The 23,621-nt window shown below is 68.5% G+C and carries 21 protein-coding genes and 1 pseudogene; 13 read left to right on the top strand and 9 right to left on the bottom strand.

Features of this window, described 5'->3' with window-relative positions; genetic code table 11:
* A partial coding sequence (locus tag PO605_RS29985) for an ATP-binding protein (RefSeq protein ID WP_272207307.1) occupies nt 1-164 on the top strand: 164 nt, incomplete at its 5' end.
* 50 nt (nt 165-214) lie between these two features.
* On the opposite strand, the gene PO605_RS29980 is transcribed toward PO605_RS29985, so the two are convergent.
* Together PO605_RS29980 and PO605_RS29975 are read right to left on the bottom strand one after the other, a co-directional pair.
* Complete coding sequence (locus tag PO605_RS29980; protein WP_272207304.1) at nt 215-2,806, bottom strand: putative bifunctional diguanylate cyclase/phosphodiesterase; 2,592 nt, start codon at nt 2,804-2,806, stop codon at nt 215-217.
* A gap of 257 nt (nt 2,807-3,063) precedes the next feature.
* The gene (locus tag PO605_RS29975; protein WP_016450592.1) at nt 3,064-3,978 is read right to left on the bottom strand and encodes a LysR substrate-binding domain-containing protein; all 915 of its coding nucleotides are present in this window, start codon (nt 3,976-3,978) and stop codon (nt 3,064-3,066) included.
* Nucleotides 3,979-4,140: 162 nt separating this feature from the next.
* On the opposite strand from PO605_RS29975, the gene PO605_RS29970 reads away from it, so the two are divergent.
* The 6 genes from PO605_RS29970 (at nt 4,141) to PO605_RS29945 (ending at nt 9,669) form a co-directional block, all read left to right on the top strand.
* Entirely contained in the window at nt 4,141-4,890 is a 750-nt protein-coding gene (locus PO605_RS29970) for an SDR family NAD(P)-dependent oxidoreductase (RefSeq protein ID WP_272207306.1), read from the top strand.
* Nucleotides 4,891-4,952: 62 nt separating this feature from the next.
* Nucleotides 4,953-5,960 carry a TRAP transporter substrate-binding protein gene (locus PO605_RS29965; protein WP_026062634.1) on the top strand — a complete coding sequence of 336 codons (1,008 nt, stop codon included), beginning with the start codon at nt 4,953-4,955 and terminating at the stop codon, nt 5,958-5,960.
* Nucleotides 5,957-6,499, top strand: coding sequence for a TRAP transporter small permease (locus tag PO605_RS29960; protein ID WP_016450595.1), 543 nt, complete (start codon nt 5,957-5,959; stop codon nt 6,497-6,499). Before PO605_RS29965 ends, PO605_RS29960 begins: the two co-directional genes overlap by 4 nt.
* A 12-nt stretch (nt 6,500-6,511) precedes the next feature.
* Nucleotides 6,512-7,771, top strand: coding sequence for a TRAP transporter large permease (locus PO605_RS29955; RefSeq protein ID WP_047472999.1), 1,260 nt, complete (start codon nt 6,512-6,514; stop codon nt 7,769-7,771).
* 33 nt (nt 7,772-7,804) lie between these two features.
* Nucleotides 7,805-8,665 carry a transketolase gene (locus PO605_RS29950; RefSeq protein ID WP_047473000.1) on the top strand — a complete coding sequence of 287 codons (861 nt, stop codon included), beginning with the start codon at nt 7,805-7,807 and terminating at the stop codon, nt 8,663-8,665.
* Nucleotides 8,662-9,669, top strand: a complete 1,008-nt coding sequence (locus PO605_RS29945) for a transketolase family protein (RefSeq protein WP_047327989.1) — start codon at nt 8,662-8,664, stop codon at nt 9,667-9,669. The genes PO605_RS29950 and PO605_RS29945 overlap by 4 nt, the downstream gene beginning before the upstream one ends.
* 12 nt (nt 9,670-9,681) lie before the next feature.
* On the opposite strand, the gene PO605_RS29940 is transcribed toward PO605_RS29945, so the two are convergent.
* Both PO605_RS29940 and PO605_RS29935 read right to left on the bottom strand, forming a co-directional pair.
* Nucleotides 9,682-10,362 carry a winged helix-turn-helix domain-containing protein gene (locus PO605_RS29940; protein WP_016450599.1) on the bottom strand — a complete coding sequence of 227 codons (681 nt, stop codon included), beginning with the start codon at nt 10,360-10,362 and terminating at the stop codon, nt 9,682-9,684.
* Between the two features lie 28 nt (nt 10,363-10,390).
* Nucleotides 10,391-11,806: a hypothetical protein gene (locus PO605_RS29935; RefSeq protein ID WP_272207303.1), complete on the bottom strand. Its 1,416-nt coding sequence runs from the start codon at nt 11,804-11,806 to the stop codon at nt 10,391-10,393.
* A 483-nt stretch (nt 11,807-12,289) separates the two neighbouring features.
* On the opposite strand from PO605_RS29935, the gene PO605_RS29930 reads away from it, so the two are divergent.
* Together PO605_RS29930 and PO605_RS29925 are read left to right on the top strand one after the other, a co-directional pair.
* The gene (locus PO605_RS29930) at nt 12,290-13,339 is read left to right on the top strand and encodes a porin (protein ID WP_047470068.1); all 1,050 of its coding nucleotides are present in this window, start codon (nt 12,290-12,292) and stop codon (nt 13,337-13,339) included.
* A 155-nt stretch (nt 13,340-13,494) separates the two neighbouring features.
* The gene (locus PO605_RS29925; protein WP_043790802.1) at nt 13,495-13,821 is read left to right on the top strand and encodes a CzcE family metal-binding protein; all 327 of its coding nucleotides are present in this window, start codon (nt 13,495-13,497) and stop codon (nt 13,819-13,821) included.
* A 116-nt stretch (nt 13,822-13,937) separates the two neighbouring features.
* Here the strand turns inward: PO605_RS29925 and rpe are convergent, their stop codons facing one another.
* The gene (gene rpe, locus PO605_RS29920) at nt 13,938-14,621 is read right to left on the bottom strand and encodes a ribulose-phosphate 3-epimerase (protein WP_016450603.1); all 684 of its coding nucleotides are present in this window, start codon (nt 14,619-14,621) and stop codon (nt 13,938-13,940) included.
* Nucleotides 14,622-14,737: 116 nt separating this feature from the next.
* On the opposite strand from rpe, the gene apaG reads away from it, so the two are divergent.
* From apaG to PO605_RS29900, 4 genes are all read left to right on the top strand, one after another.
* Entirely contained in the window at nt 14,738-15,145 is a 408-nt protein-coding gene (gene apaG / locus PO605_RS29915; RefSeq protein WP_034367895.1) for a Co2+/Mg2+ efflux protein ApaG, read from the top strand.
* A gap of 52 nt (nt 15,146-15,197) precedes the next feature.
* Nucleotides 15,198-17,165 carry a site-specific recombinase gene (locus PO605_RS29910; protein WP_047470065.1) on the top strand — a complete coding sequence of 656 codons (1,968 nt, stop codon included), beginning with the start codon at nt 15,198-15,200 and terminating at the stop codon, nt 17,163-17,165.
* Between the two features lie 198 nt (nt 17,166-17,363).
* The gene (locus tag PO605_RS29905) at nt 17,364-18,626 is read left to right on the top strand and encodes a cation:proton antiporter (protein ID WP_016450606.1); all 1,263 of its coding nucleotides are present in this window, start codon (nt 17,364-17,366) and stop codon (nt 18,624-18,626) included.
* Complete coding sequence (locus tag PO605_RS29900) at nt 18,616-19,740, top strand: YbdK family carboxylate-amine ligase (protein ID WP_013804717.1); 1,125 nt, start codon at nt 18,616-18,618, stop codon at nt 19,738-19,740. The genes PO605_RS29905 and PO605_RS29900 overlap by 11 nt, the downstream gene beginning before the upstream one ends.
* 20 nt (nt 19,741-19,760) lie before the next feature.
* Here the strand turns inward: PO605_RS29900 and PO605_RS29895 are convergent, their stop codons facing one another.
* The 4 genes and pseudogenes from PO605_RS29895 to PO605_RS29880 form a co-directional block, all read right to left on the bottom strand.
* Nucleotides 19,761-21,881 carry an alpha/beta hydrolase domain-containing protein gene (locus tag PO605_RS29895; RefSeq protein ID WP_047468952.1) on the bottom strand — a complete coding sequence of 707 codons (2,121 nt, stop codon included), beginning with the start codon at nt 21,879-21,881 and terminating at the stop codon, nt 19,761-19,763.
* A gap of 124 nt (nt 21,882-22,005) precedes the next feature.
* Nucleotides 22,006-22,989 (bottom strand): Bug family tripartite tricarboxylate transporter substrate binding protein, encoded by a 984-nt coding sequence (locus tag PO605_RS29890; protein WP_047468948.1) that lies wholly within the window; start codon nt 22,987-22,989, stop codon nt 22,006-22,008.
* Between the two features lie 48 nt (nt 22,990-23,037).
* Nucleotides 23,038-23,409, bottom strand: a complete 372-nt coding sequence (locus tag PO605_RS29885) for an AtuA-related protein (RefSeq protein ID WP_016450609.1) — start codon at nt 23,407-23,409, stop codon at nt 23,038-23,040.
* Nucleotides 23,406-23,621 (bottom strand): annotated as a pseudogene (locus PO605_RS29880) (acyclic terpene utilization AtuA family protein); the annotation flags it as partial. The gene PO605_RS29885 and the pseudogene PO605_RS29880, both read right to left, overlap by 4 nt.

The raw sequence follows: 23,621 nt of genomic DNA, 5'->3' as shown, positions 1-23,621 counted from the left end.
ACGGCTCGGGCGGCACGGGCCTGGGGCTGGCCATCTGCCGCAAGATCATCGACGCCATGGACGGCACCATCGTGGCCGGCAACGGCCCGGCAGGCGGCGCCATCTTCACCATCATCCTGCCCAGCCGCAGTGCGCAGGAGACCCGACCGGCCGAGCTGACATAGCCTGCGAGGGCGCGGTGGCGCGGTGGCGCGGTGGCGCGGTGGCGCGAAGCTCAGGCCTCGGACGGCATATGCCGCCCATGCGCCAGCCAGTTGTCCCCGGCCTGCCAGCGCGCGGCCCAGGCGGGCAGCTGGTCGGCGGGCATGGGCCGGGCGATGCCGTAGCCCTGGGCCACGTGGCAGCCCATTTCGCGCAGGCGGCGCGCATGCCTGGGGGTTTCTACGCCTTCGGCCACGGATTCGAGCTTGAAGGTGCTGGCCAGCTGGATCACGCCTTCGACGATGCCCAGGTCGTCCGGGTCGGCCAGCATGTCGCGCACAAAGCTCTGGTCGATCTTCAGCGACTGCACGGGCAGCTTGCGCAGGTAGGTGAGCGAGGAGTAGCCGGTGCCGAAGTCGTCCAGCGCAAAGCGTATGCCCAGCTGCCGGCACTGCCCCATCACCTGGATGGCCTGCTCCATGTCGGCAATGGCGGCGCTTTCCAGGATTTCCAGCTCGATCAGGTGCGGCGGCAGTTCGGGATGCCGGGCCAGCACCTGGGCCATGGTGGCGTGGAAGCCGCCATCCAGAAGCTGGTTGGCGCTGACGTTGATGCTCACGCACAGGTCCAGGCCCTGGTCGAGCCAGCGTGCCGCCTGGGCCACGGCCTCGCCGATGACCCAGTCGCCCAGCGGTCGCTCCAGGTCGCTGCCCGCGATGAAGGGCAGGAACTCGGCCGGCGAGCGCAGGCCCTGGCGCGGGTCGTGCCAGCGCAGCAGGGCCTCGGCGCCCACCAGCCTGCCGCCACCCAGCTCCACCTTGGGTTGGTAGTGCAGCAGGAATTCGCCCTGCTCCAGCGCACGGCGCAGCCAGCCCAGCTGCAGGCGGCGCGCATGGGCCTTGCGGTCGTTTTCCGGATCGAACAGCTGGTAGCGGTTGCGCCCGGCCTGCTTGGCCACGCACATGGCCTGGTCGGCATGGCGCAGCAGCAGGTCGGGGTCGGCCTGGTCGTCGGGGTAGAGGCTGACACCCACGCTGGCGGTCACGGACAACACCCGGTCCTGCACGGGCACGGGACGGCTGGCCGCCTCCAGCACCCGGTCGAGGATGGAGGTGCAGTGCTCGACCGAGCCGATCTGCGACAGCAGCAGCACGAACTCGTCGCCACCGAGCCGGGCCAGCGTGTCCTCGGAGCGCAGCACGCTCTTGAGGTGCTCGGCCACGCCCACCAGCAGCGCATCGCCTGCGGCCGCGCCGTGCAGGTCGTTGATTTCCTTGAAGCCGTCCAGGTCCAGGAAGCACACGGCCAGGGAGCGGCCCTCGCGCGCCGTGCGCAGCATGGCCTGGTTGAGGCGCTCGACCAGCAGGCGGCGGTTGGGCAGTCCGGTCAGCAGGTCGTAGTGGGTGACGCGGTCGAGCTCGGCCTCATGGGCCTTGATGTGGCTGATGTCGGTGAAGACGCCGATGTAGTGCTCGATCTCGCCGCCGGCACCCTGCGCAGCGGAGATGGACAGCATCTCGGCGAAGATCTCGCCCGATTTGCGGCGGTTCCAGATCTCGCCGTGCCAGAAGCCGTCGCGCGCGATGCAGGCCCAGATCTGCCGGTAGAACTCCGGCCCGTGCAGGCCCGAGGACAGCACGCGCGGCGTCTGGCCGATCACCTCCTCGGGCGCATAGCCGGTGATGCGGGTGAAGGCCGGGTTGACGCGCGTGATGCGCCGCGCCGGATCGACCACCATGATGCCCTGGTGGCTGCTGTCGAACACCACGGCGGCCTGGGCCAGCTCGCGTTCGAAGCGCTTGCGCTCGGTGATGTCCCGGGAGATGCCGAACAGGCCTGCGATGTGGCCTGCCGTATTGCGCACCGGCCCCTTGGTGACCAGGAGGTCCAGCGTCCTGCCCGGCTCCACCGTCAGCTGCTCCTCATGCGTGGCCACCTCCTGTCGCAGCACCGCCTGGTCCTTCCTGCGGATGGCGCTGGCGATGCCGAAGGGAAAGAGCGCGAAGTCGTCCTTGCCCACGATGTCTTCGGCCTGCCGGCCCACCAGGCTGGCGGCGGCCCGGTTGACCAGCAGATAGCGCCCGCGCAGGTCCTTCACGAACACGGCGTCCGAGGTGCCGGAGATCACCGAGTCCAGCAGTTGCCGCTGCATGTTGGCCTTGCGCAGCGAGCGCTGCAGCGTCTCGGCCAGCACGCTCACGGCCAGGCCGTTGACGGCCACCACCCCCCATTGCGCCCAGTCGCGCACGGCGACGCCGTCCGTCTGGTCCAGGCTGTAGGCCGCAAAGGCCGTGGCCAGCAGGCCCGGCCCCAGGCCGCCGATCAGCGCACTGACCAGCACGGGCAGCATGAACAGCAGCAGCAGCGAGCGTTCACCGAAATGGCTGGCCAGCGTGCTGCTGGCGGCCAGCACGGCCAGGCTCATGGCCAGGGCAAACAGATAGGAGGCCCAGACCGGGAAACGGCGCGGCCCCATTTCCTGGGTGATGGCGGAGGCGCCGCCGCTGTGCGCGGCCGGCACCGAGCACAGCGCGAAGAACAGCAGGAAGTCCGTGGCCAGCACAAAGAACAGCCCCTTGGCGACGGAAAGCCAGCCGATATCCGCACTGCCTGCCAACGCGAACAACAGCTTGTCGGACAGAATGATCCAGGCGAATGCGAGCAATCCGTAGCTCACCGTGATCAGTCCGATAAATCGGCGTCTTGCTGATTTGGCCATTTCAGCGTGGCACTCCCTGTGTATATGGCTGTCCGGAATTATTGCCAATCCCTGCTGGCAATCGCGTCGTCATTCGCCGAAAACAGGGGGCAATAAAACCATTTGCCGCGCACTCGATCATTCATAGAAAAATTGCATCGCAGGCCTTTTCCGCCGGATGCGGGAATATCTGTCCGGCCCCTTTTCCCGGTCCGGCCGCCAACTCATTCCGGGCACTGGCGGCAGGGCTGCTGCTCGGTGCGGGCGGCCTCGGCATGCAGCCAGGCCAGGAAGGCCGCCACGGCGGGGCGCCGGGCGTTGCGCGCGGGGTAGACGGCAAAGTGGGCCTTGACGCGCAGGGCCCGGTCCATGCCGAAGGGGGCCACCAGCCGGCCGTCGGCAATGTGGCCGCCCGCGTTCATGGCGCTTTCCAGCGCCACGCCCAGGCCCTGCGTGGCCGCGTCCAGCGACATCTGGGCGCGGTCGAAGCGCACGGCAAAGCGCTCTGGCGCGCGCAGCTGCGAGAACGCCTGGAACCAGTCCGACCACTGGACGATGCTGACGTTGCTCTGGATCAGCGGCACGTGCAGCAACTGCTGCACGCGCTGCAGCCCATGCTCGGCCACGAACGCGGGGCTGGCCAGCGGCAGGATGTGCTCCTCGAACAGTGGCTCCACCTCCAGCTCCGGCCACTGCGCAATGCCGTAGCGGATGTCGATATCGGCCTGGCCCAGCGCGAAGTCGCTGTGCGAATGCGCAGCCGACAGGTTCAGCGCAATGTGCGGGCAGGCCCGTGCGAAGTCCCGCAGCCGGGGCATGAGCCAGAGGCTGGCGATGCTGGGCGCGCAGTGCACGTAGAGGCTGTTGCTCATGCTGTGGCGCAGGTCCTCGGTGGCCGAAACGATGGCCGCCAGCGCGCCGCCCACGCGCTCCAGGTAGGCCTGCCCCGGGCGGCTCAGGCGCACGCCATGCGCGCTGCGCTCGAACAGGCGCACGCCCAGCTGCGCCTCCAGCTTGGCCACCTGGTGGCTGACGGCCGAGGCCGTCAGGTGCAGCTCGGAGGCGGCCAGCGCGAAGCTGCGCCGGCGCGCCACGGCCTCGAAGGCCTGCAGGTGGGCACTGCTGGGAATGGATGCCATGGCAAGTTCCTCGAAGACGCGGGCAGCTCACAGGCAGACCCCGGGAGACCCCGTACGTGAGCTGAAGAACTGTCATCTTAGGCTGATGAAACATCGTTTGTCTTCATGCTCGTGACAGCCCAAGATGGCTGCATCCACCACCACTACAGCGGAGACAGGCACATGCTGCTCAAGGACAGGGTCGCCATCATCACCGGCGGAGCAGGGATCAACGGACTCGGTTTTGCCACGGCGCGCCAGATGGTCGCCCAGGGGGCCCGCGTGGCCATCCTCGACCTGGAGCGGGCCGATCCGGCCGGCGCGGCCGCGCGGCTGGGCGAAGGGCACCTGGGGCTGGTGGCCGACGTGACGGACAAGCCCTCGTGCGAGGCGGCGGCCGCCGCCGTACTGCGCGCCTTCGGCCGCATCGACGCGCTGGTCAACAACGCGGGCATCACGCAGGCCGTGGGCACGCTGGAGATCGGCGGGGCCGACTACGACCGCGTGCTCGACGTGAGCCTGCGCGGCACGCTGTACATGTCCCAGGCCGTGCTGCCGGCCATGCGCAGGCAGCAAGCGGGCGCCATCGTCTGCATTTCTTCCGTCTCGGCCCAGCGCGGCGGCGGCATCTTCGGCGGTCCGCACTACTCGGCCGCCAAGGCCGGCGTGCTGGGGCTGGCCCGCGCCATGGCGCGCGAGTTCGGCGGCGATGGCATACGCATCAACTGCGTCACGCCGGGCCTGATCGAGACGGACATCACCCAGGGCAAGCTCGGCCCCGAGCGCAAGCGCGAGATCTCCGCCACGATTCCGCTGGCCCGCCTGGGCCGCGCCGACGATGTGGCCGGCGCCTGCGTATTCCTGGCCAGCGACCTGGCCGCCTATTGCACGGGCATCACGCTCGATGTGAACGGCGGGATGCTCATCCACTGAGCCCCGCGCGCCTGGCCATGGCCTGCATGGCCGCACACAACCCAAGCAAAGGAGACAAGACCATGCAAAGCACGCTTTTCCATCGCGCCGCCCTGGCCGCCTGCGCCCTGCTGCTGCCGGCCCTGGCCTGTGCCCAGGCCGTCAAGCTCACGCTGGGGCACGGCGCCGCGCCCGACAATCCGCGCCACCTCGCATCGCTGAAGTTCGCCGAGCTGGTGAAGGCACGCAGCGCGGGCCGCATCGAGGTGCAGGTCGCCCCCTCGGCCCAGCTGGGCGACGACGCGGCCATGGTCACGGCCCTGCGCACGGGCGCGCTGGACCTGTCGGCCAATTCCCAGGGCGCGGTGGCCGCGGCCGTGCCCGAGTACGCGGCCTATGGCATGCCGTTTCTCTTCGCCACGACGGCCCGGGCCTTCCAGCTGCTGGACGGGCCGCTGGGCCGGGAGCTGGCCGACAAATCGGCCGCCAAGGGCATGGTGGTGCTGGGCTACTGGGACAACGGCATACGCCACATGACCAACAGCAAGCGGCCCCTGCGCAGCGTGGACGATCTCAAGGGCCTGAAGATGCGCACGCCGCCCGACGCGGTGCTGGTGGACATCATCCAGGCCCTGGGCGCCGAGGCCCAGCAGATCAAGTTCGCCGAGCTGTACGTGGCCCTGCAGCAGGGCGTGGTCGACGGCCAGGAAAACCCGCTGGCCAACTTCCACGCCAGCAAGCTGTACGAGGTGCAAAAGCACCTGGCGCTGACGGGCCACATGTTCCAGATGACGCCGCTGATCATGGGCAAGCGTAGCTGGGACCGGCTGCCGGCCGCCGACCGCACGCTGCTGGCCGAGGCCGCGCAGGAGGCCACGGCCTACCAGCGCCAGCTGGCGCGCGAGGCCGACGACAAGCTGCTGGACGACATCCGCGCCAAGGGCGTGGAGGTGAGCACCATCGACGCGCGGGCCTTCGCCCAGGCCACGGCCAAGGTGCAGGACAAGTGGCTGGCCAGCCCTGCGGGCCCCTATATCGCCAAGGTCGTCAAGGCCGCAGGCGCGCAGTCAAGCGCAGGGAGCCATCCATGAACCTCATCGAACGCCTGGTCACGGGCCTGTGCCGCGCCGTGCTGTGGGCCAGCACCCTGGTGATCTTCGTGATCCTGGTGTGCAACACCGCCCTGCGCTATGCCAGCGGCACCAGCCTGCAGTGGGCCAACGAGGTGCCCGAGCTGCTGTTTCCCTGGCTGGTGATGTCGGGCGTGGTGCTGGCCGCCGCCCATGGCGCCCACATCACCACGAGCTTTCTGGTCGAGGCGCTGCCTGCCCGCGTGCGGCGCGCCACGGCCGTGCTGGGCTGGCTGGCCGTGGCCGCCCTGTACGCCACGCTGGCCTGGTCCACGCTGAACATGCTGGAGATCGTGCATGACGAGCGCAGCCAGATCCTGGGCATTCCCGGCTCGCTGACCTATGGCTGCGTGATGGTGGGCATGGCCTTGCTGGCCCTGCTGGCCCTGCAGTCGGCCTGGCGCGCCTGCGTGGCGGGCAGGGACCGGGTATCCGCGCAGGCCGGTGCGGCTGGTGCGTCTGCCGAACCGGCCCGGCCCGTGGCCGGCGCGCACTGGTGAAGGGAGGGTGCCATGTCCTTCATCATGCTTTTCGTCTTCATGGCGGGCGCCGTGATCGCCATGCCCATTGCGCACGCGCTGCTCATGGGCGCCATGGCGGCGGCGGCCACCTCGGACCGCGTGCCGCTGGACCTGCTGGTGCAGCAGATGGTGGCCCAGGTGCAGAGCTTTCCGCTGATCGCCATCCCGTTCTTCATGCTCACCGGCTCGCTGATGATGGGCGGGCGCCTGGGCGAGGCCCTGGTGGGCGTGCTGTCGGCGCTGATAGGGCGCTTTCACGGCGGGCCGGCCCAGGTGGGGGTGATGTCGTCCACGCTGTTCGGCGGGGTGTCGGGCTCGGCCGTGGCCGACGCCTCGGCCATCGGATCGCTGATGATCCCGTGGCACAGGCGGCTGGGCTACCCGCCCGCGTTCTCGGCGGCCACGCTGGCGGCGGCGGCCACCATCGACATCCTGATCCCGCCGTCGATCCCCATGATCCTGTTCGCGCTCAGCGCCAATGCATCGATTGCGGCGCTGTTCGTGGCGGGCATCGTGCCGGGGCTGCTGATGTGCGCGGGCTTCATGGGCGTGTGCTGGTGGGTGGGCCGCAGGCGCGGCTTTACGCGCGACACCACGCCCTTCGCCTGGCCCGCCTTCCGGCGCCACCTGCTGTACGCCAGCCCGGCCCTGCTGCTGCCGGTGCTGATCATCGTGTTCCTGCGCTTGGGCATCGCCACGCCCACCGAGGTGGCCGTGCTGTCCACGCTGTATGCGGGCCTGGTGTCGGCCGTGGTGTACCGCGACCTGGGCTGGCGCCGGCTCAACGATGCGGTGGTGCATGCGGGCCTGGCCACGGGCGTGGTGCTGCTGGTGATCATGGCTTCGGCGGCCATCGGCTGGCTGCTGACCTTCGACCGCATGCCCGACGGCATCGTCCAGTGGGTGCAGTCGCATGTGCATTCGGCCTGGCTGGTGATCGTGCTGATGAACCTGCTGATGCTCTTCATCGGCATGTTCATCGACCTGCCGGCCGCCGTGCTGCTGCTCACGCCGGTGTTCGTGCCGCTGGCCCAGAGCATCGGCATGGACATGACCCAGCTGGGAATCATGATGGTCGTGAACCTGGCCCTGGGGCTGTACACGCCGCCCGTGGGCACGACGCTGTTCATCACGAGCTCGCTGGCCCGGGTCAAGGTGGGCCAGACCGTGCGCGAGCTGATTCCCTTCTACCTGGTGGCGCTGGCGGTGCTGGCGCTGGTGTCCTATGTGCCGGCCAGCATCCTGCGCTGAGCCGCGCGCCTTTCCATCTCTAGGAGACGATGCATGAACCAAGAACTGCAACAGCGCCTGGACCGGCTCGCGGCCTGTGCCTGGCGCATACGCCGCCGCGCCCTGCAAATGGGCGAGGTGCAGGGCCAGGGCTACATAGGCCAGGCCCTGGGCTGGGCCGATGTGCTGGCCGTGGCCTATGGCGACGCACTGCGGCTGCGGCCCGATGAGCCCGGGTGGGAGGGCCGCGACCGCTTCCTGCTCTCGCACGGCCACTACGCCATCACCTTCTACGCGGCCCTGGCCGAGGCGGGCATCCTGTCCGACGAGGAACTCCAGACCTATGGCAGCGATGACAGCCGCCTGCCCATGTCGGGCATGGCCAGCTATACGCCGGGCATGGAGATTTCGGGCGGCTCGCTGGGCCAGGGCCTGCCGATCGCCGTGGGCATGGCGCTGGCGCTGCGCCACAAGGGCAGCGATGCCTTTGTCTACAACTCCATGTCCGACGGCGAGCTGGACGAGGGCTCGACCTGGGAGGCCGCGCTGTCCGCTGCCCACCACGGCCTGGGCCGGCTGATCTGCCTGGTGGACGTGAACAACCAGCAAGCCGACGGCCCCTCCACGCGCATGCTGGGCTTCGAGCCGCTGGCCGACAAATGGGCCGCCTTCGGCTGGCATGTGCAGCGCGTGGACGGCAACGACCTGGCCCAGGTGGTGCAAGCCTTCGACGCGGCGCGGGCGCTGGCCGAGGACCGGCCCCGCGTCATCCTCTGCGACACGCTGATGGGCAAGGGCGTGCCCTTCCTGGAGCAGCGCGAGAAGAACCATTTCATCCGCGTCGATCCGCCCGAGTGGCAGCAGGCCATTGCCCTCCTGGACGCATCGCAACCCCTGGAGCCCGCCCTGCCATGAACATGCCTCTTGCCACCCCCAAGCCCCGGCCGACCACCTCGGCCATGATCGCCTCCATCGCCGCCGAAGGCCAGCGCGTGCAGGCCGCGCCTTTCGGCAAGGCCCTGGTGGAGCTGGCCGCCAGCCGCCCCGACGTGGTCGGCCTGACCGCCGACCTGGCCAAGTACACCGACCTGCACCTGTTCGCCCAGGCCCACCCCGAGCGCTTCTTCCAGATGGGCATGGCCGAGCAGTTGCTCATGGCCGCCGCCGGCGGCATGGCCAAGGAGGGGCTGACGCCGTTTGCCACCACCTATGCCGTCTTCGGCACGCGCCGCGCCTACGACTTCATCCACCAGGTGATTGCCGAGGACAACCTGGACGTCAAGATCTGCTGCGCCCTGCCCGGCCTGACCACGGGCTACGGCCCCAGCCACCAGGCCACGGACGACCTGGCCATGATGCGGGCCGTGCCGGGGCTGACCATCGTCGATCCCTGCGATGCGCTGGACATCACCCAGGCCGTGCCGCAGATCGCGGCGCACCGCGGCCCCGTCTACATGCGGCTGCTGCGCGGCAACGTGCCGCTGGTGCTGGACGAGTACGACTACCGGTTCGAGCTGGGCAAGGCCAAGATGCTGCGCGAGGGCCGCGAGGTGCTCATCATCTGCAGCGGCTTCATGACCATGCGCGCGCTGGAGGCCGCCCAGCTGCTGGCCGCCGACAACGTAGGCGCCGCCGTGCTGCACTGCGCCACCATCAAGCCGCTGGATGTGCAGGCCATCGTGCAGGCCGTGGCCAGCGGGCCGCGCCTGGTGGTGGTGGCGGAGAACCATTCGGTGGTGGGCGGCCTGGGCGAGGCCGTGGCCGGCGCTCTGCTGGAGCGCGATGTGCGGCCCGCGCGCTTTCGGCTGGCGGGCCTGCCGGACGCCTTCCTCGACGCGGGCGCCTTGCCCACGCTGCATGAGCGCTACGGCATCAGCGCCCAGGCGCTGGCGGGGCGCATCCGGCAGTGGCTGGGGTAGGCAAGGCTGCGGTCACGGGGAATCTGTCCGCAGCGCCAGCATATAGCCCATGCCCCGCACCGTGTGCAGCAGCTTGACCGCATAGGGATCGTCGAGCTTGCTGCGCAGCCTGCACACCGCCACGTCCACGGCGTTGTTCAGGGCATCCACGGGCAGGCTCCAGACCTGCTCCACCAATTCGGCGCGCGAGACCACATCGCCCTGGCGCTGCAGCAGCAGCCACAGGACGGCGAACTCCTGCCGGGTCAGGTCCAGCCGGCGACCGGCGCGTTCGACCCGCTTCTTGGACAGGTCCAGCACCAGATCCGCCAAAGTCAGGCGCATGCCCTCCCGCCCGGCGGACCCGCGCATGCGCAGCCTTGCGCGGGCCAGGAACACCGGCAGCCTGATGGGCTTGACCAGGTAGTCGTCCGCGCCGTGCTGCAGGCAGAACACCTGGTCCTCCAGGCTGTCGTTTGCGGCAACCACGATGGCGGGGGTGCTTGTGGCCCGGCGCAGGGCCTGCAGGACCTCTCGCCCGCTCAACCCGGGCAGGTCCAGATCCAGCACCACCAGGCTGTAGGCACGGCTCAGTGCCATGTCGCGGCCCTGCCGGCCGTCATGCGCGACGTCCACGTTGAACCCGTCCTGGCACAGGCCCTGGCACAGGTACTGCGCCGACGGCGGGTGGGCGTCCACGATCAGGACTTTCATGCTCGCTCCTTTGACCGCACGGCAAGGCTCAGGCCAGCACCTGCCTGAGCATCTGCTGCTGCCGTCGCGCCCATTTCGTGCCGACGCGGATGGCCTCGCGCTGCCGGGAGGAGGCGGAGGCGAAAAAGACCGTCTCGCTGATCTGCAGCCGGTGGAACAAGCGCCGCAACTGCAGCGAACGTGCCCGCAGCGATCCTTCCGGTACCAGGGATTCCTGGCGCTGCGCCGAGAACAGGAAAGCGGCCTGCTCCAGGCAGCAGCGGGCCTCGGGCGTGGTCGCGGGCACGGCTCGGGGCTCGCACAGCCGAGCCTTTGCCACAAAGGGGTTGTGGCCCACCACCAGGCCCCAGGGCCGCATGGCGGTCAAGGGATCGACCGACAGCGCCTCCTGCTTGGTGAGCCCGAACGCCCGCGCCAGGCGCAGTCGCATGGCCAGCCGCGGCGCATCGGGCCGCACCGCCTCGATGGCCGTGAGCGCCTCCTCGTCGCCCCCGTCCACGGGCAGCAGCAATGAGCGCAGCAGCAGCCCGGCCTGCTCGTCGTCCTTGGCCGCCGCGGCATGGAGCAGGGCCACGCCCTGCTCCATGGATTCGATGCGTGTGGCGTCACGCAGCACCAGCGCACCCAGGCGGCGCTGGGCCTCCGCCAGGCCGTGCCGCGCCGCCTTCTCCAGGCAAAAGCGCGCCAGCGTGGGATTGGCCACCGAACTGCGGTAGTCGGAACACAGGCGAAACAGGTGCAGCCAGGCGACGGCGATGCCGCCATCGGCGGCGCGCAGCAGCAGGGCTGCCGCCTTGCGCAGGTTCTGCGCGTGCACGAGGTTGTCTGGCGCAAGGTGCGCGCAGGACTGGCCGGAAAGCGCCCGCCCCAGCGCATGGCAGGCGCGCAGGTCGCCATCGGCGGCGCAGCGCTCCAGGCTGCTTTCTATCCAGCCCACCGCCAGCCGCCCCAGGCCATGGCCTGCCACCTCCGCCTGGTGAACCAGGTCGGCGATCAACTGCTGTATGGCGGGACAGGCAGCGGCATGGGGCAGATCGCCCAGGAGCTCCAGCATCTGCACTGCGCGTGGCGACTGGCCCATGGCCATGGCCTGGCGGGCTTCGCTGGCCATGACCTCGGCAATGTCCTGCGGCTGTACGGCGCGCAGGATCTGCAGGACCTGCAGCAGCTCGCCGCAGGTGAGCGCGGATGCGCCGCCTGCCCCGTGGCACGGAAGGGAAGCGCTGCACCGGCCCAGGCATTCCAGCGCCAGATCGAGTTCCCCCCGGATGAGATGCCATGCGGCGAGCTTCTGGCGCCCGACATCCTCGTACTGCGCAGCGATCCTCAAAGGCTCCAGCAGCCCGTGCTCCAGCAACTGCCTCAGCGGCAGATGCAGGGCCATGCAGACCGAGGCCTGGCGCCTGGCCTGGGGCAGTGCGGCCTGCAGGTAGCCGAGCCCCACGGAAATGCTTCTTGGCACGCCCGGACCCCCTGCCAGATAGGCCTCCCCGAGCTGAAGCCTGGCCCCCGTGTCCCCTCTTCTTGCCAGCATCCTCAGCTTGACATCCTCGCGACGCATTTTCTGTCCCCCCCGCCTATCTTTCAATACCCACCCACAGCCGCATCAGAGATACGACACGGATTATTTTTATTTCACCGGAGTCAATCCCCTGAATGCTATCAATGCCCAACATCCATCCACCCGACAGCAAAGTGACATTCAAGACATTTTGAAGAAAGGTAACTGTCATGAATGGCAGCCCCTCCCGTCTGGTGTTGGCGGGGTGGAACAGGTTTTGCACGAAAAGCCTGTGAATGGCTTGCCATGCCCTGCCCATTTCTTTTCAAGACCGAATGCGATCGCCTGCGGATTCTAGTATTTACCACAGCATCCGTTTTGAAAATGGATGCGCATGGAATCCACCATTCAATACAAGGATCAGGCATGAAATTCAATCGCATATTGGCGGCAGCATTGCCCGTCATTTCGCTGGCGGCCAGCGCCCAGTCATCCATCACCCTGTTCGGCATCGTAGACGTCAATGCGCGCTACGTGAGGAACAGCGACCTGCCTGGCAACCTGACCATGAACAACAGCGGCCTGGCCTCCGGGCGGCTGGGATTTCGCGGCGACGAGGATCTGGGCGGCGGACTGAGGGCCGGGTTCTGGCTGGAGTCGGATGTCAATGCCGACACGGGCACGTTCAGCTCCACGGGCAAGTTCTTCCAGCGCCGTTCCACCGTGAGCCTGTCGGGAGGTTTCGGCGAAGTGCGCCTGGGCCGCGACCTTTCGCCGGCTTCGGCACATACCTACAAATACGATCCGTTCGGCGTGATCGGACTGGCGGGTTCGGCCGTGACAAGCCGCATGCCGGACGGCTTCTCACCGTCCTACTACCGCCGGGACAACGCGATCCAGTACCTCTCGCCCAGCCTCTGGGGCCTGCGTGCGGAATTCATGTACGCCATGGACGAGAACCCATCGAGCAACGTGGGCCGCCACGTGGCAGGCCGGGTGCACTACGAAAACGGTCCATTGAGCCTGTCGCTTTCCTATGGCGCGACCGACATCGGCGCCGCCGGCACCAAGTTCAAGCAGTATGGCGCGGGCGCCTCGTACGATTTCGGTTTCGCCAAGCTCATGGGCCACTTCCAGCGGGAGGACCTGCCTTTCGGCACCTACGGCAGCAGCACCCTGGGCTCCGAGGACCGCTGGCTGCTGGGCATGACGGTTCCCGTGGGCAGCGGCCATCTCCGCGCCTCCTATGTGCGTACCGATTCGCGCAAGGGTCCGGTGGCATTCAATGACAGCGATGCGAACAAATATGCCATCGGCTATGTGCATGATCTGTCGCGCCGCACGGCCTTGTATGGAACCGTGGCCCGCATATCCAACAAGGGCAATGCGAATTTCGCCCTGTCGGGCGGTGCACCGGGGCTTGCTCCCAAGGGCACGTCAACGGGTGCGGAAGTGGGCATACGCCACAGTTTCTGATTTCCTTTCCGGGATTATTCCAGCCAGCGTTGCAAAACCGCTGGCGGCAGGCCGGGCAATGCCCTTTTTCCGCATTCACCAAACCATTGCCACGGCCTGCCATCCATCCATGTTCCGTTTGAATTGAAAATCCCATTTCCGCCAAGGAGCATTTCATGAAAAATATCAATGCCCTGTATATCGCAGGCATTTTTCTTGCCTGCCCAATGGCCCATGCGGACACTTTTCCCAACGGTCAATCGCATTACGGCTCGCCCGCGCCTGCAGGCTCCTACCGTAGCGTCGATCTGTCGCAGAAGACGCCCATCAACGTCACCTGCGGCGAAACCCTCAATTTCACCAGCAAGGGCAGGACATTCGCGTGGAAGGTCAGCTCCATCCGGCACAGCCATGTGCCGGTGGCGCGCTTTGCGCCGCCCGGTTTCGACACGCAGGGCCGCAGCATCTTCGTCATGCCCGCAGAGCACGAGCGAGGCGGCTGAAGGGGCCGCGTCGCTGCGGCCTGCGCTGCGCAGAATCCAACTCAACGCAACTCAACGCAGCAAAAAAAGGGCCCGCAATTCGCGGGCCCTTTTCGTTGCTGGAGGCAAGCCGAAGCTCAGGCCGCCAGGGCGCCGCGCATGGCGTCGATCACGGCCTTGTAGTCGGGCTTGCCGAAGATGGCGCTGCCCGCCACGAAGGTGTCGGCACCGGCATCGGCCACGCGGCGGATGTTGGTTTCCTTGATGCCGCCGTCCACCTCCAGGCGGATGTCGCGGCCGCTGGCCTCGATGCGCTTGCGCGCGGCCTCGATCTTGCGCAGCGTGCTGTCGATGAAGCTCTGGCCGCCGAAGCCGGGGTTCACGCTCATCAGCAAGATGAGGTCGATGTCGTCGATGACCCAGTCCAGCACGTCCAGCGAGGCGGCCGGGTTGAACACCAGGCCCGGCTTGGCGCCCTGGGCACGGATGTTCTGGATGCTGCGGTGCACGTGGGCCGTGGCATCGGGGTGGAAGCTGATGTAGTCGGCGCCGGCCTTGGCGAAGGCCGTGGCCAGTTCGTCCACGGGCGTGACCATCAGGTGCACGTCGACGGGCACGGGCTGGCCGTCGGGCGTCTTCGCATGGGGCTTCAGAGCCTCGCAGATCATGGGACCGAACGTGAGGTTGGGCACGTAGTGGTTGTCCATCACGTCGAAGTGGATCCAGTCGGCGCCGGAGGCGATCACATTCTTGACCTCGTCACCCAGACGGGCGAAGTCGGCAGACAGGATGGAGGGGGCGATGCGGTAGGTGGGGCTCATGGCCTGCGATTGTCGCAGCTAGCCCATACCGGCACCAGCGACGGCACAAAGCCATGGGTGGCGGCGCGTGGGGACGTTCGCAAGCCGGTACATTGCGGGCAGTTACCATTGCCGCCATGCCCATGAACGAGTTCCAGGTCCAGGTCCGCCCCGCCTTTTTGCCAGAGCAATCCGCTCCAGCGGCAGGCGTGTACGCCTTCTCCTACACGATCACCGTGACCAATACCGGCCAGGTGCCGGGCCAGTTGATCGCGCGCCACTGGATCATCACCAACGAACTGGGCCATGTCGAAGAGGTCAAGGGCCTGGGGGTGATCGGCCGCCAGCCGCTGCTGCAGCCCGGCGAGACCTTCGAGTACACCAGCGGCTGCCAGCTGCGCACGCCCAACGGCAGCATGCAGGGCAGCTATCTGTGCATCAGCCACGAGGGCGAAGTCTTCGAGTGCCCCATCCCGCGCTTTCATCTGCAGTCGGGCGCTGGCGGCGACAGCTTTCCGGACCCTGACAACCGCGTGCTGCACTGAGCGCGTTCCTCGGGGGAGGCGCTAGTCTTCCGCCCTGCCGCAAGACCCCTACATGAAGCGAATCACCCAAGACCTGCCCGGCCTTCTGGCCGCACTCGACCCCGAGGCCGACCTCGCGCACCGCCACATCTGGCTGATCCACCTGCTGGAGTGGGTGCGCGCGCCCAAGCCGTCGGTGGACGGCGCCGTGCAGCGTGTGCAGTTGCTGGTGGAGGCCGTGGAGGCCGATCCGGCCGTGCGCCAGCGCCTGCATGCGTGGTGGCTGCGCTTCATCGATACCGTGGACATCACGGCGCTGCTGGCCGATTTCGGCTTTGCGCCGCGCACCAACATGTTCAGCGAGCTGTCCGAGCGCGTGCGCTACAAGCTGCTGCCCAGCACGCCGGAGACGGTGGATGCCTCCGAGCTGTTCATGCTGGCCATGCCCGACGAATTCGACGCGCGCTGGCTGCACGCGCTGGACGCGGCCCTGCTCGAGCGCATCGCCGTACTGCTGACCGATGGCAGCGAGGGCCAGGGCAGCAGCTTCTGGCAGAACAGCCTGCTGGGCTCCATCACCTATTGCACGGGACAGATCCTGTCCACGGGCTTCTCGCCCGAGCTGCGCCTGCGCATGGACGAGCAGGCGCGCGACGACCAGCCCTTCCACGCCCTGATCCACGATGCGGAAAGCCTGCGCGTGGAGGTGCTGCACGCGCTGCGCACCAACGACCGGCGCGACGCGGCCGAGGCCCGGCTGCGCGAGCGCCTGGATGCCTGCCGCGCGGCCGTGACATCGGTGTACGCGCATTTCGAGTCCGAAGGCATTTCGGTGGGCCTGGTGTTTCGCCTTCGCCAGCTGCGCGCGCGCATCCTGCGCGTCAGGCGCCTGCTCGACTGCCTGCTGGCCGACAACCGCGCCACCGAGACGGCCGACCTGCTGGCCAACCTGGTGTCCGTGGGCATCGAGCGGCGCAGCCTGCGCGCGCTGCTGTCCACCAATACCTCGCTGCTGGCCGCCAAGGTGGCCGAGCGCAGCGCCGAGACCGGCGAGCACTACATCACGCGCACGGGCCGCGAGTACCTGTCCATGGTGACCAAGGCCGCCGGCGGCGGCTTCGTGATGGCCTTCACCACGCTGCTCAAGTTCGCGCTCTACGCGCTGGGGCTGTCGGCTTTCTGGGGCGGGCTGGCCGCGGGCATCAACTACTCCATCAGCTTCGTGCTGATCCAGCTGCTGCACTTCACGGTGGCCACCAAGCAGCCGGCCATGACAGCGCCGGCCATGGCCGCCAAGCTCAAGGACCTGCGCGCCAGCGAGGCCATCGAGGAATTCGTGGACGAGGTCGCGCACCTGGTGCGCTCCCAGGTGGCGGCCGTGCTGGGCAACGTGCTGGTGGTGCTGCCCATGGTGCTGCTGCTGTCGCTGGGCTATGCGCAGCTGTTCGGCCACACGCCCATCGACGAGCCGCATGCGATTGCCGTGCTCGATTCGCTGAGCCTGCTGGGCCTGTCGCCGCTGTTCGCTGCCTTCACGGGCGTGCTGCTGTTTGCCAGCAGCCTGATCGCGGGCTGGGCCGAGAACTGGTTCGTGCTGCGCCGGCTGGACTCGGTGATCCGCTACAACCCCGGCATCACGCGCTGGCTGGGCGCCGGGCGCGCGGATCGCTGGGCGCATTTCTGGCGCAAGAACATCTCGGGCTTTGCCGCCAATGTCTCGCTGGGCATGATGCTGGGCCTGGTGCCGGCCTTTGCGGCCTTCTTCGGCCTGGGGCTGGAGGTGCGCCACGTCACGCTGTCGGCCGGCCAGATCGGGGCCGCCATGGCCGCCCTGGGCTGGGAGGTTCTGCACTCCGACATGTTCTGGTGGGCGATTGCCCTACTGCCCATCAATGGCGCGTTGAACGTCACTGTCAGCTTTTATCTGGCATTCCGCGTTGCGCTGAGGGCACACAATGTCAGCGGAGTCGACCGCTCGCGCATCTATTCGGCCATCCGCCGCCGTCTGCGCACAGCGCCGCTGAGTTTCTTCCGCCCCTGAGCCTGCGGGACCTCGGGAACCACGCGGAACCCACGTGCTGGCGTGCCCGCCCGGCCTTGCAGCCTGGCAGGCACGCCAGTGGATCGCCAACGAAGTGTCCCCGTGCCAGGCGCACGGGACGCGGGCTTGCCCGCGCCGCAGGGAAGGCCTTGCGGAGCTTCGCTTGCGGGCCACTGGCTCGCGCAAAGGACGTCGCTGATGAATGACATGCTGAGCTTCTGGGAACCGTGGCTGCGGCCTTCGGCCGGGCTGGCCACGGTTCAGTGGTCCCTGCTGCTGGCCGTGGCCACCATGGTCGGCTATGCCTGCCAGCGCCATGCCGCCCTGCCCAAGGTCGTCGGCTACTCGCTGGTCGGCGGCATTGCCGGGTTGATCGGCTTTGGGGCCAACACCACCTGGCCGCTGCAGGGCACGGGGCTGTTCCTGCTGGAGCTGGGCGTGGCCATCGTGCTGTTCGAATGCGGCGGGCGCATCACGCTGCGCTGGTTCCGCCACAACCCCATGGTGCTGGTGCAAAGCGTGGCCGAGTCCGCGCTGACCTACGTGCTGGTCTCCCTGGTGCTGGGCTGGCTGGGCATGGCCCCCGAAGTGGCCGGGCCGCTGGCCCTGGTGGCCATGGCGGCCTCGCCCCTGGTGCTGACGCGCGTGGTGGCCGACATGCGTGCCGCAGGCGCCGTGACCGATCGCGGCCTGGTGCTGTCCACCCTGTCCACGCTGTATGCGCTGGCCCTGGGCAGCGCCAAGGCGGGCATGCTGACGCAGCCCAAGGCGGGCTTCGTGGCCTCGATCATGCCGGTGCTGGTGGTGCTGGGCGTCTCGGTGGCCGTGGCCCTGGTGCTGGCCGTGCTGATGCGCCTGGCGCTGCGCTTCATGAGCCCGGCCAGCGAGAACACCTCCATCCTCTTTCTCACCCTGATTTCGGCCAGCGTGCCGCTGACCTCGTACCTGGGCGGCTCGGCGCCGCTGGCGGCGCTGCTGGGCGGCATCCTGCTCAAGCAGTTCAACCCGCGCCCCTGGGCCTGGCCGCGCCAGCTGGGCACGGCGGCCTCGCTGCTGACCATGCTGATGTTCGTGCTGGTCTCCACCGTGGCCGCACAGGCCGACTGGAGCGCGCCGGTGGCGGGCGTGGTGGGCGCCGTGATCCTGGCGCGCCTGGTCGCCAAGACCCTGGGCGTGGCCGTGGGCAATGTGGGCACGGGCGCCAACTGGCGCCAGGCCTTCTGGGTGGGCTGCGCCATGGCGCCCATGTCATCGGTGGCGCTGCTGATCGCCTCGCAGTTCGTGGCCGCCGCGCCCGAGCTGGGCGCGCAGATCGCAGGCGTGGCCCTGCCCACCATTTTGGTGATGGAGGTGCTGGGCGCCGCCCTGGCCACCGTGGCCATCTACCGCTCCGGCGAAAGCTCCCGTCCCTGGAAGCCGCTGAGCCGCTCGAACACCGCAGGAGATGAACGTGAGTCTTGAAGCCTTCAACTCGTCCGAACCGCTGACCCTGGGCGTGGAGCTGGAACTGCAGCTGGTCAACACCCACGACTACGACCTGGCCCCCTACGCCGAGGACATGCTGCGCCTCATGCTCAAGAACCCGCTGCCCGGCAGCGTGGTGCCCGAGATGACGAACAGCATGATCGAGATCTCCACCAGCGTCTGCCATTCGGCCTCGGAGGTGCTGGGCCAGCTCAGCCAGATCCGCGATGCGCTGGTCAAAAGCGCCGACAAGCTCAACATCGCCGTGGTGGGCGGCGGCACCCACCCCTTCCAGCAGTGGCATGAGCGGCGCATCTACGACAAGCCGCGCTTCCAGGAGCTGTCGCAGCTGTACGGCTACCTGTCCAAGCAGTTCACCATCTTCGGCCAGCACGTGCACATCGGCTGCCCCGACGCCGACGCGGCGCTGCTGATGCTGCACCGCATGTCGCGCTACATCCCGCACTTCATTGCGCTGTCGGCCTCCAGCCCCTACGTGCAGGGCCACGACACGGCCTTCGACTCGGCGCGGCTGAACTCGGTGTTCGCCTTTCCGCTGTCGGGCCGCGCGCCCTGCGTGCTGCACTGGAGCGAGTTCGAGCAGTACTTCGACAAGATGACGCGCACGGGCGTGGTCAAGAGCATGAAGGACTTCTACTGGGACATCCGGCCCAAGCCGGAGTTCGGCACCATCGAGATCCGCGTGTTCGACACGCCGCTGACCATCGAGCGCGCAGCCGCCCTGTCCGGCTATGTGCAGGCGCTGGCCGCCTGGTTCATGGACACCCAGCCCTTCACGCCCGTGGAGGACGACTACCTGGTCTACACCTACAACCGCTTCCAGGCCTGCCGCTTCGGCCTGGAGGCCGTGTACGTGGACCCGGCCACGGGCGAGCACATGCCGCTGGCCGACCACATCCTCAAGACCATGGATGCCGTGGCCGACTACGCGGCCCGCCATGGCGCCGCGCCCGCCCTGCACCTGCTGCGCAGCGACGTGGCCGCCGGCAGCAACGATGCCCGCTGGCTGCGCGAGCGCCAGCGCAGCGAGCAGCTGCTGGCCGAGGTCTCGCGCCAGGCGGCCATGCGCTTTCGCGGCCAGGCCGTCTGAGGCCGGCGTTCAGCGCAGGCTCAAGGCAGCACCGCCGCCGCACGCGCGGCGGTGATCTGCGCGTCCGCGTCGCGCTGCAGCAGCAGGCGCTGGCGCACCAGGTCCTGGGCCGCCGCCGTGACGGCGCTCACGTAGCCGGCCTGGTCGACATACAGCTCCTCCAGTGACGGCCGCCCGTCACCGGCCGCCAGCCGCGCCGCGCGCGTCTTGTGGAAGGGGATGAAGCTGCCCGTGAGGTTGGACAGGTCCACGATGCCCGGCGTGGCCACGTAGTTGAACTCCATGCTGGTGCCCAGCGGTGCCCGCGCCTCCACGCTGCGGATGCCGGCGCGCGTGAGGCCGGTGGCCGCATCGACCTGGGGCACGAGGATGGCGTAGTCCTTGCCCGTGGCGCGCGGCGGCTGCAGCGTGGCGATGCCGCTTTCGTCCTGCGGCACGTATTGCGGGCCGAAGTCGAGCAGCGCAAAGCCGTTGTGGCGCGCCAGGTAGCGGAACTCGGGGATGGCGGTCTGCACGCCGCCCACGCTCCAGCCCAGGCCCTTCATGGCGGGAAAGACCAGCTTGTCGGGCCGCACCAGGGTGCCGTCGGCCAGCCTGGGCACCTGGCTGGCCGGCGGCTCGGTGCCGCGCACCACCCAGTCCTCCAGCGCGATGAACAGCGCGCGGAAGGTGTCGTTGAAGTGCACCACGGTGCCGGCCGGATAGACATTGCGCGTGGGCGCATAGCCGATGCTGGCCGTGCCGCCTGCGCCGCCGTGCTGCGTGCTGGCGTAGTAGTAGATGCGCGCATTGGCGGGCTGGGCGATGTCGCGCAGGCCGTTGGCATCGGTCAGCACGGGCGAGCCCTGCAGCTGCCAGAACTCCGTGCCCGACAGGCCCAGGAAGAACTTGGGGCAGGTGTTGCTGGCTTCGCAGCGCTTCATCACGCCGCCCTGGCGGCCGCTGACCTCATCGCTGTAGTCCTTGTCCAGGCCACGCGGCGCGGTCTGGCCGAAGGCCGTGTGGTCGGTGCGCAGGCCGCCCCCGCCGCCGGGCACGGCAAAGCGCGTGTTGATGTTGGTCTGGCGCGCGGCCACATGGGCATACATGCCGTCGAAGACCTTGCCGCCATCGAGCGCCTGGTTGAAGCCCAGGTGCAGGAAGGTCTTCATGGCATTGCCCGACTGCGAGGTGCCCTGGCCGATGGTGTGCGTGATGCGCCCGGCCAGCGGATTGGCCTTGCCGTCGGCATCGGCCGCCTTGGCGCGGAAGAAGCTCACCGTGTCGCGCAGCGCCGCCAGGCCCACGCCCATGACCTTGGGGTCCTTGGCCACGTAGACCAGCTCGTAGAGGTACTGCGGATCGAACCCGCCCTTCAGGCAGACATTGGTGGCGCTGGGTGTGCCGGGGAAGGGATTGGCGGCGGCATCGCAGCTGGCGAACTTCCAGTCGCCCGCAGGCACGGTCTGGCGCGCATCGGTTTCGTTGATGCGGCGCGTGAGCGAGTAGCCGGCCTGCGTGTTGTCCAGGCTGGCGGGCTCGTAGGGGGTCATGCTTCCATTGAACACGCCGCCGGGCAGGGTCATGGAGGGCACGGCGGCGGCCGGGACCAGTTCGGTGCGGTAGCTGCCCGTGATGCTGCTGCCGTCCTTGTTGCGGGCCACGGGCACGGTGACCGTCAGGCGCGCGGGCGTGGACTTGGGCACATCGCCCTGCCAGGCCGAGTACAGCAGCACATAGCCGCGCTCCAGGTAGACCGCATCGCCGGGCGTGGCCGTGGGGTTGGGCATGGTCAGGATGTTGCCGCGGTTGGGCGCGTCATAGCGCAGCACGCCGCTGGCCTTGGACATGTCCTTGGGCTTGAGCATGACGAAGTCGGTGCTGTACTCGACCATGCCGCGCGCATTGACGGGCGCCAGCGCCAGGTCCTGGATCACGGCGTTCTTCGGGTCGGCCGGGTTCAGCTCGCCGCGCAGCACGCCGGTGACTTTCTCGTAGGCGCCGACACTGCCGTAGCTGCCGGCAAAGTCCTCGGTGGCGCTGATGCTCAGCTGCATGCGCGGCGCCTGCGAACCGGCGGGCGAGTCACTGCCGCCGCAGGCGGTCAGCAGGCCGGATACGGCCAGGGCAAGGGCCAGGGGATGGGTGGATCTGATGTGCATGTTGTCTCCTTGGGGTCATGGCACAGGCAAGGCTGCGCCCTGGCCGCCGTGCATTGCGGCGGCCTAGGGCGGTTCGGAAAAAAAGGAACGGGAGAGCGGGGGAGCGGGAGAGCGGGGGAGCGGCCTACTCGGGCTGGATGCCGGCGGCCTTGATCACCTGGCCCCACTTCTGGGTCTCGGCGGCCTGGAAGGCGGCCAGTTCCTGCGGTGTGGCCGTCCAGCCCTGGGAGCCGGACATGTCGAAGAAGGACTTGGCGCCCGCGCTGTGCACGGCGTCGGACAGAAGGCGGTTCAGGCGGGCCACCACGGCCTCGGGCGTGCCGGCCGGCGCATAGGCGGCGAACCAGTAGCCCATGTCATAGCCCTTGACGCCGGCTTCCTCCAGCGTGGGCACCTCGGGCAGCTGCGGGCTGCGCTGGGTGGTGGAGTAGCCCAGGGCGCGCAGCTTGCCCGACTTGACCTGGGGCACGCCGGTGGAGGTGTCGGTGATCATCAGGTCGATCTGGCCGCCCAGCAGGTCGGTGATGGCCAGCGGATTGCTCTTGTAGGGCACGTGCATCAGGTCCACGCCGGCCAGCTGCTTGAGCATTTCACCGGCCACGCGGCTGGAGGAGCTGCCGCTGCCGAACGACAGATTGCCCGGCTGCTTCTTCGCCGCCGCCAGCAGGTCGCCCACGTTCCTGTACGGCGCATCGGCGCGCACCACCAGCACCTGGCCGCCCTTGCCCAGCCCGGCCACGGGCGCGAAGTCCTTGACCGCGTCATAGGGCAGCTTCTTGTACAGATGCTGGTTGGCCGCGTGCGTGGTGTTGGTGGTGATCAGCACCGTGTAGCCGTCGGCCGCCGAGCGCGCCACCTGCTGGGCCGCGATCATGCCGCTGGCGCCGCCCTTGTTCTCGACCACCACGGCCTGCTTGGTCGCCGTGGTCACGGCCTGGCCCAGCGCCCGTGCCAGCTGGTCGGTGGCGCTGCCGGCCGCAAACGGCACGACGAAGGTGATGGGCTTGGACGGATAGTCCTGGGCCAGCGCCGGTGCGGTGGCGGCTGCCAGCGCGCAGGCTGCCAGCGCGAGCGCATGGCGGCGGGGGAAGTTGTGCGAAAGGTTCATGTCTGTCTCCTTTGTTGTGATGAATGTGTGACGGGCGGGTCCTGCCGGCTACTCCGGCGCCAGGTGGGGCAGCAGCGAAGCCGGTATGTGGACCTGCATCTGCAGCAGCCAGTACGACAGCGCCTTGCCGTGGCTGTCGAGGTTGAGCGCGTCGTTGACGCCGCCGTCCAGCACCGCGTCCAGCACCCAGTTCATGGCCTGCAGGCGCTGCAGCACGAAGCGCTGCACGCGCGCAGGGCGCCGGGCGGCGAAGTGCGCGGCCACGCGCTCTTCGGTGATCTGCTCCACCAGCACGGGCCAGCAGGCGGCATTCCAGGCGATGAGGCTGATGTTGGAGCGGTTGCCCTTGTCCCCCGTGCGCCCGTGCGCCAGGCGGTACAACGGCACGGTGACGGGCATCGTGGTCTGCAGTGTGTTCATGCGGCGTGCTCCCCGGCTTCTTTCCCGGCCTCTTTCTCGACCCCTTTATCGATCTCTTCCTCGGCCCACTTCCACCCGGTGGCGACGCTCTGCTGCGCCAGCAGGCAGGACACCGTGCCCAGCCGCGCGCGCAGCGCCGTGCGCACGCCGCCGCCGCCGGCCGGCCCGCAGGTGTACAGCGCGTTGACCTCGCGCGGCAGGCGCCGCGCCTG

Origin of the sequence: Delftia sp. DT-2 (assembly GCF_028401915.1) — a bacterium.
GTDB lineage: Bacteria > Pseudomonadota > Gammaproteobacteria > Burkholderiales > Burkholderiaceae_C > Comamonas > Comamonas tsuruhatensis.
The sequence above is the reverse complement of the archived record's forward strand: the minus strand, read 5'-3'. Positions and strand labels throughout refer to the sequence as shown.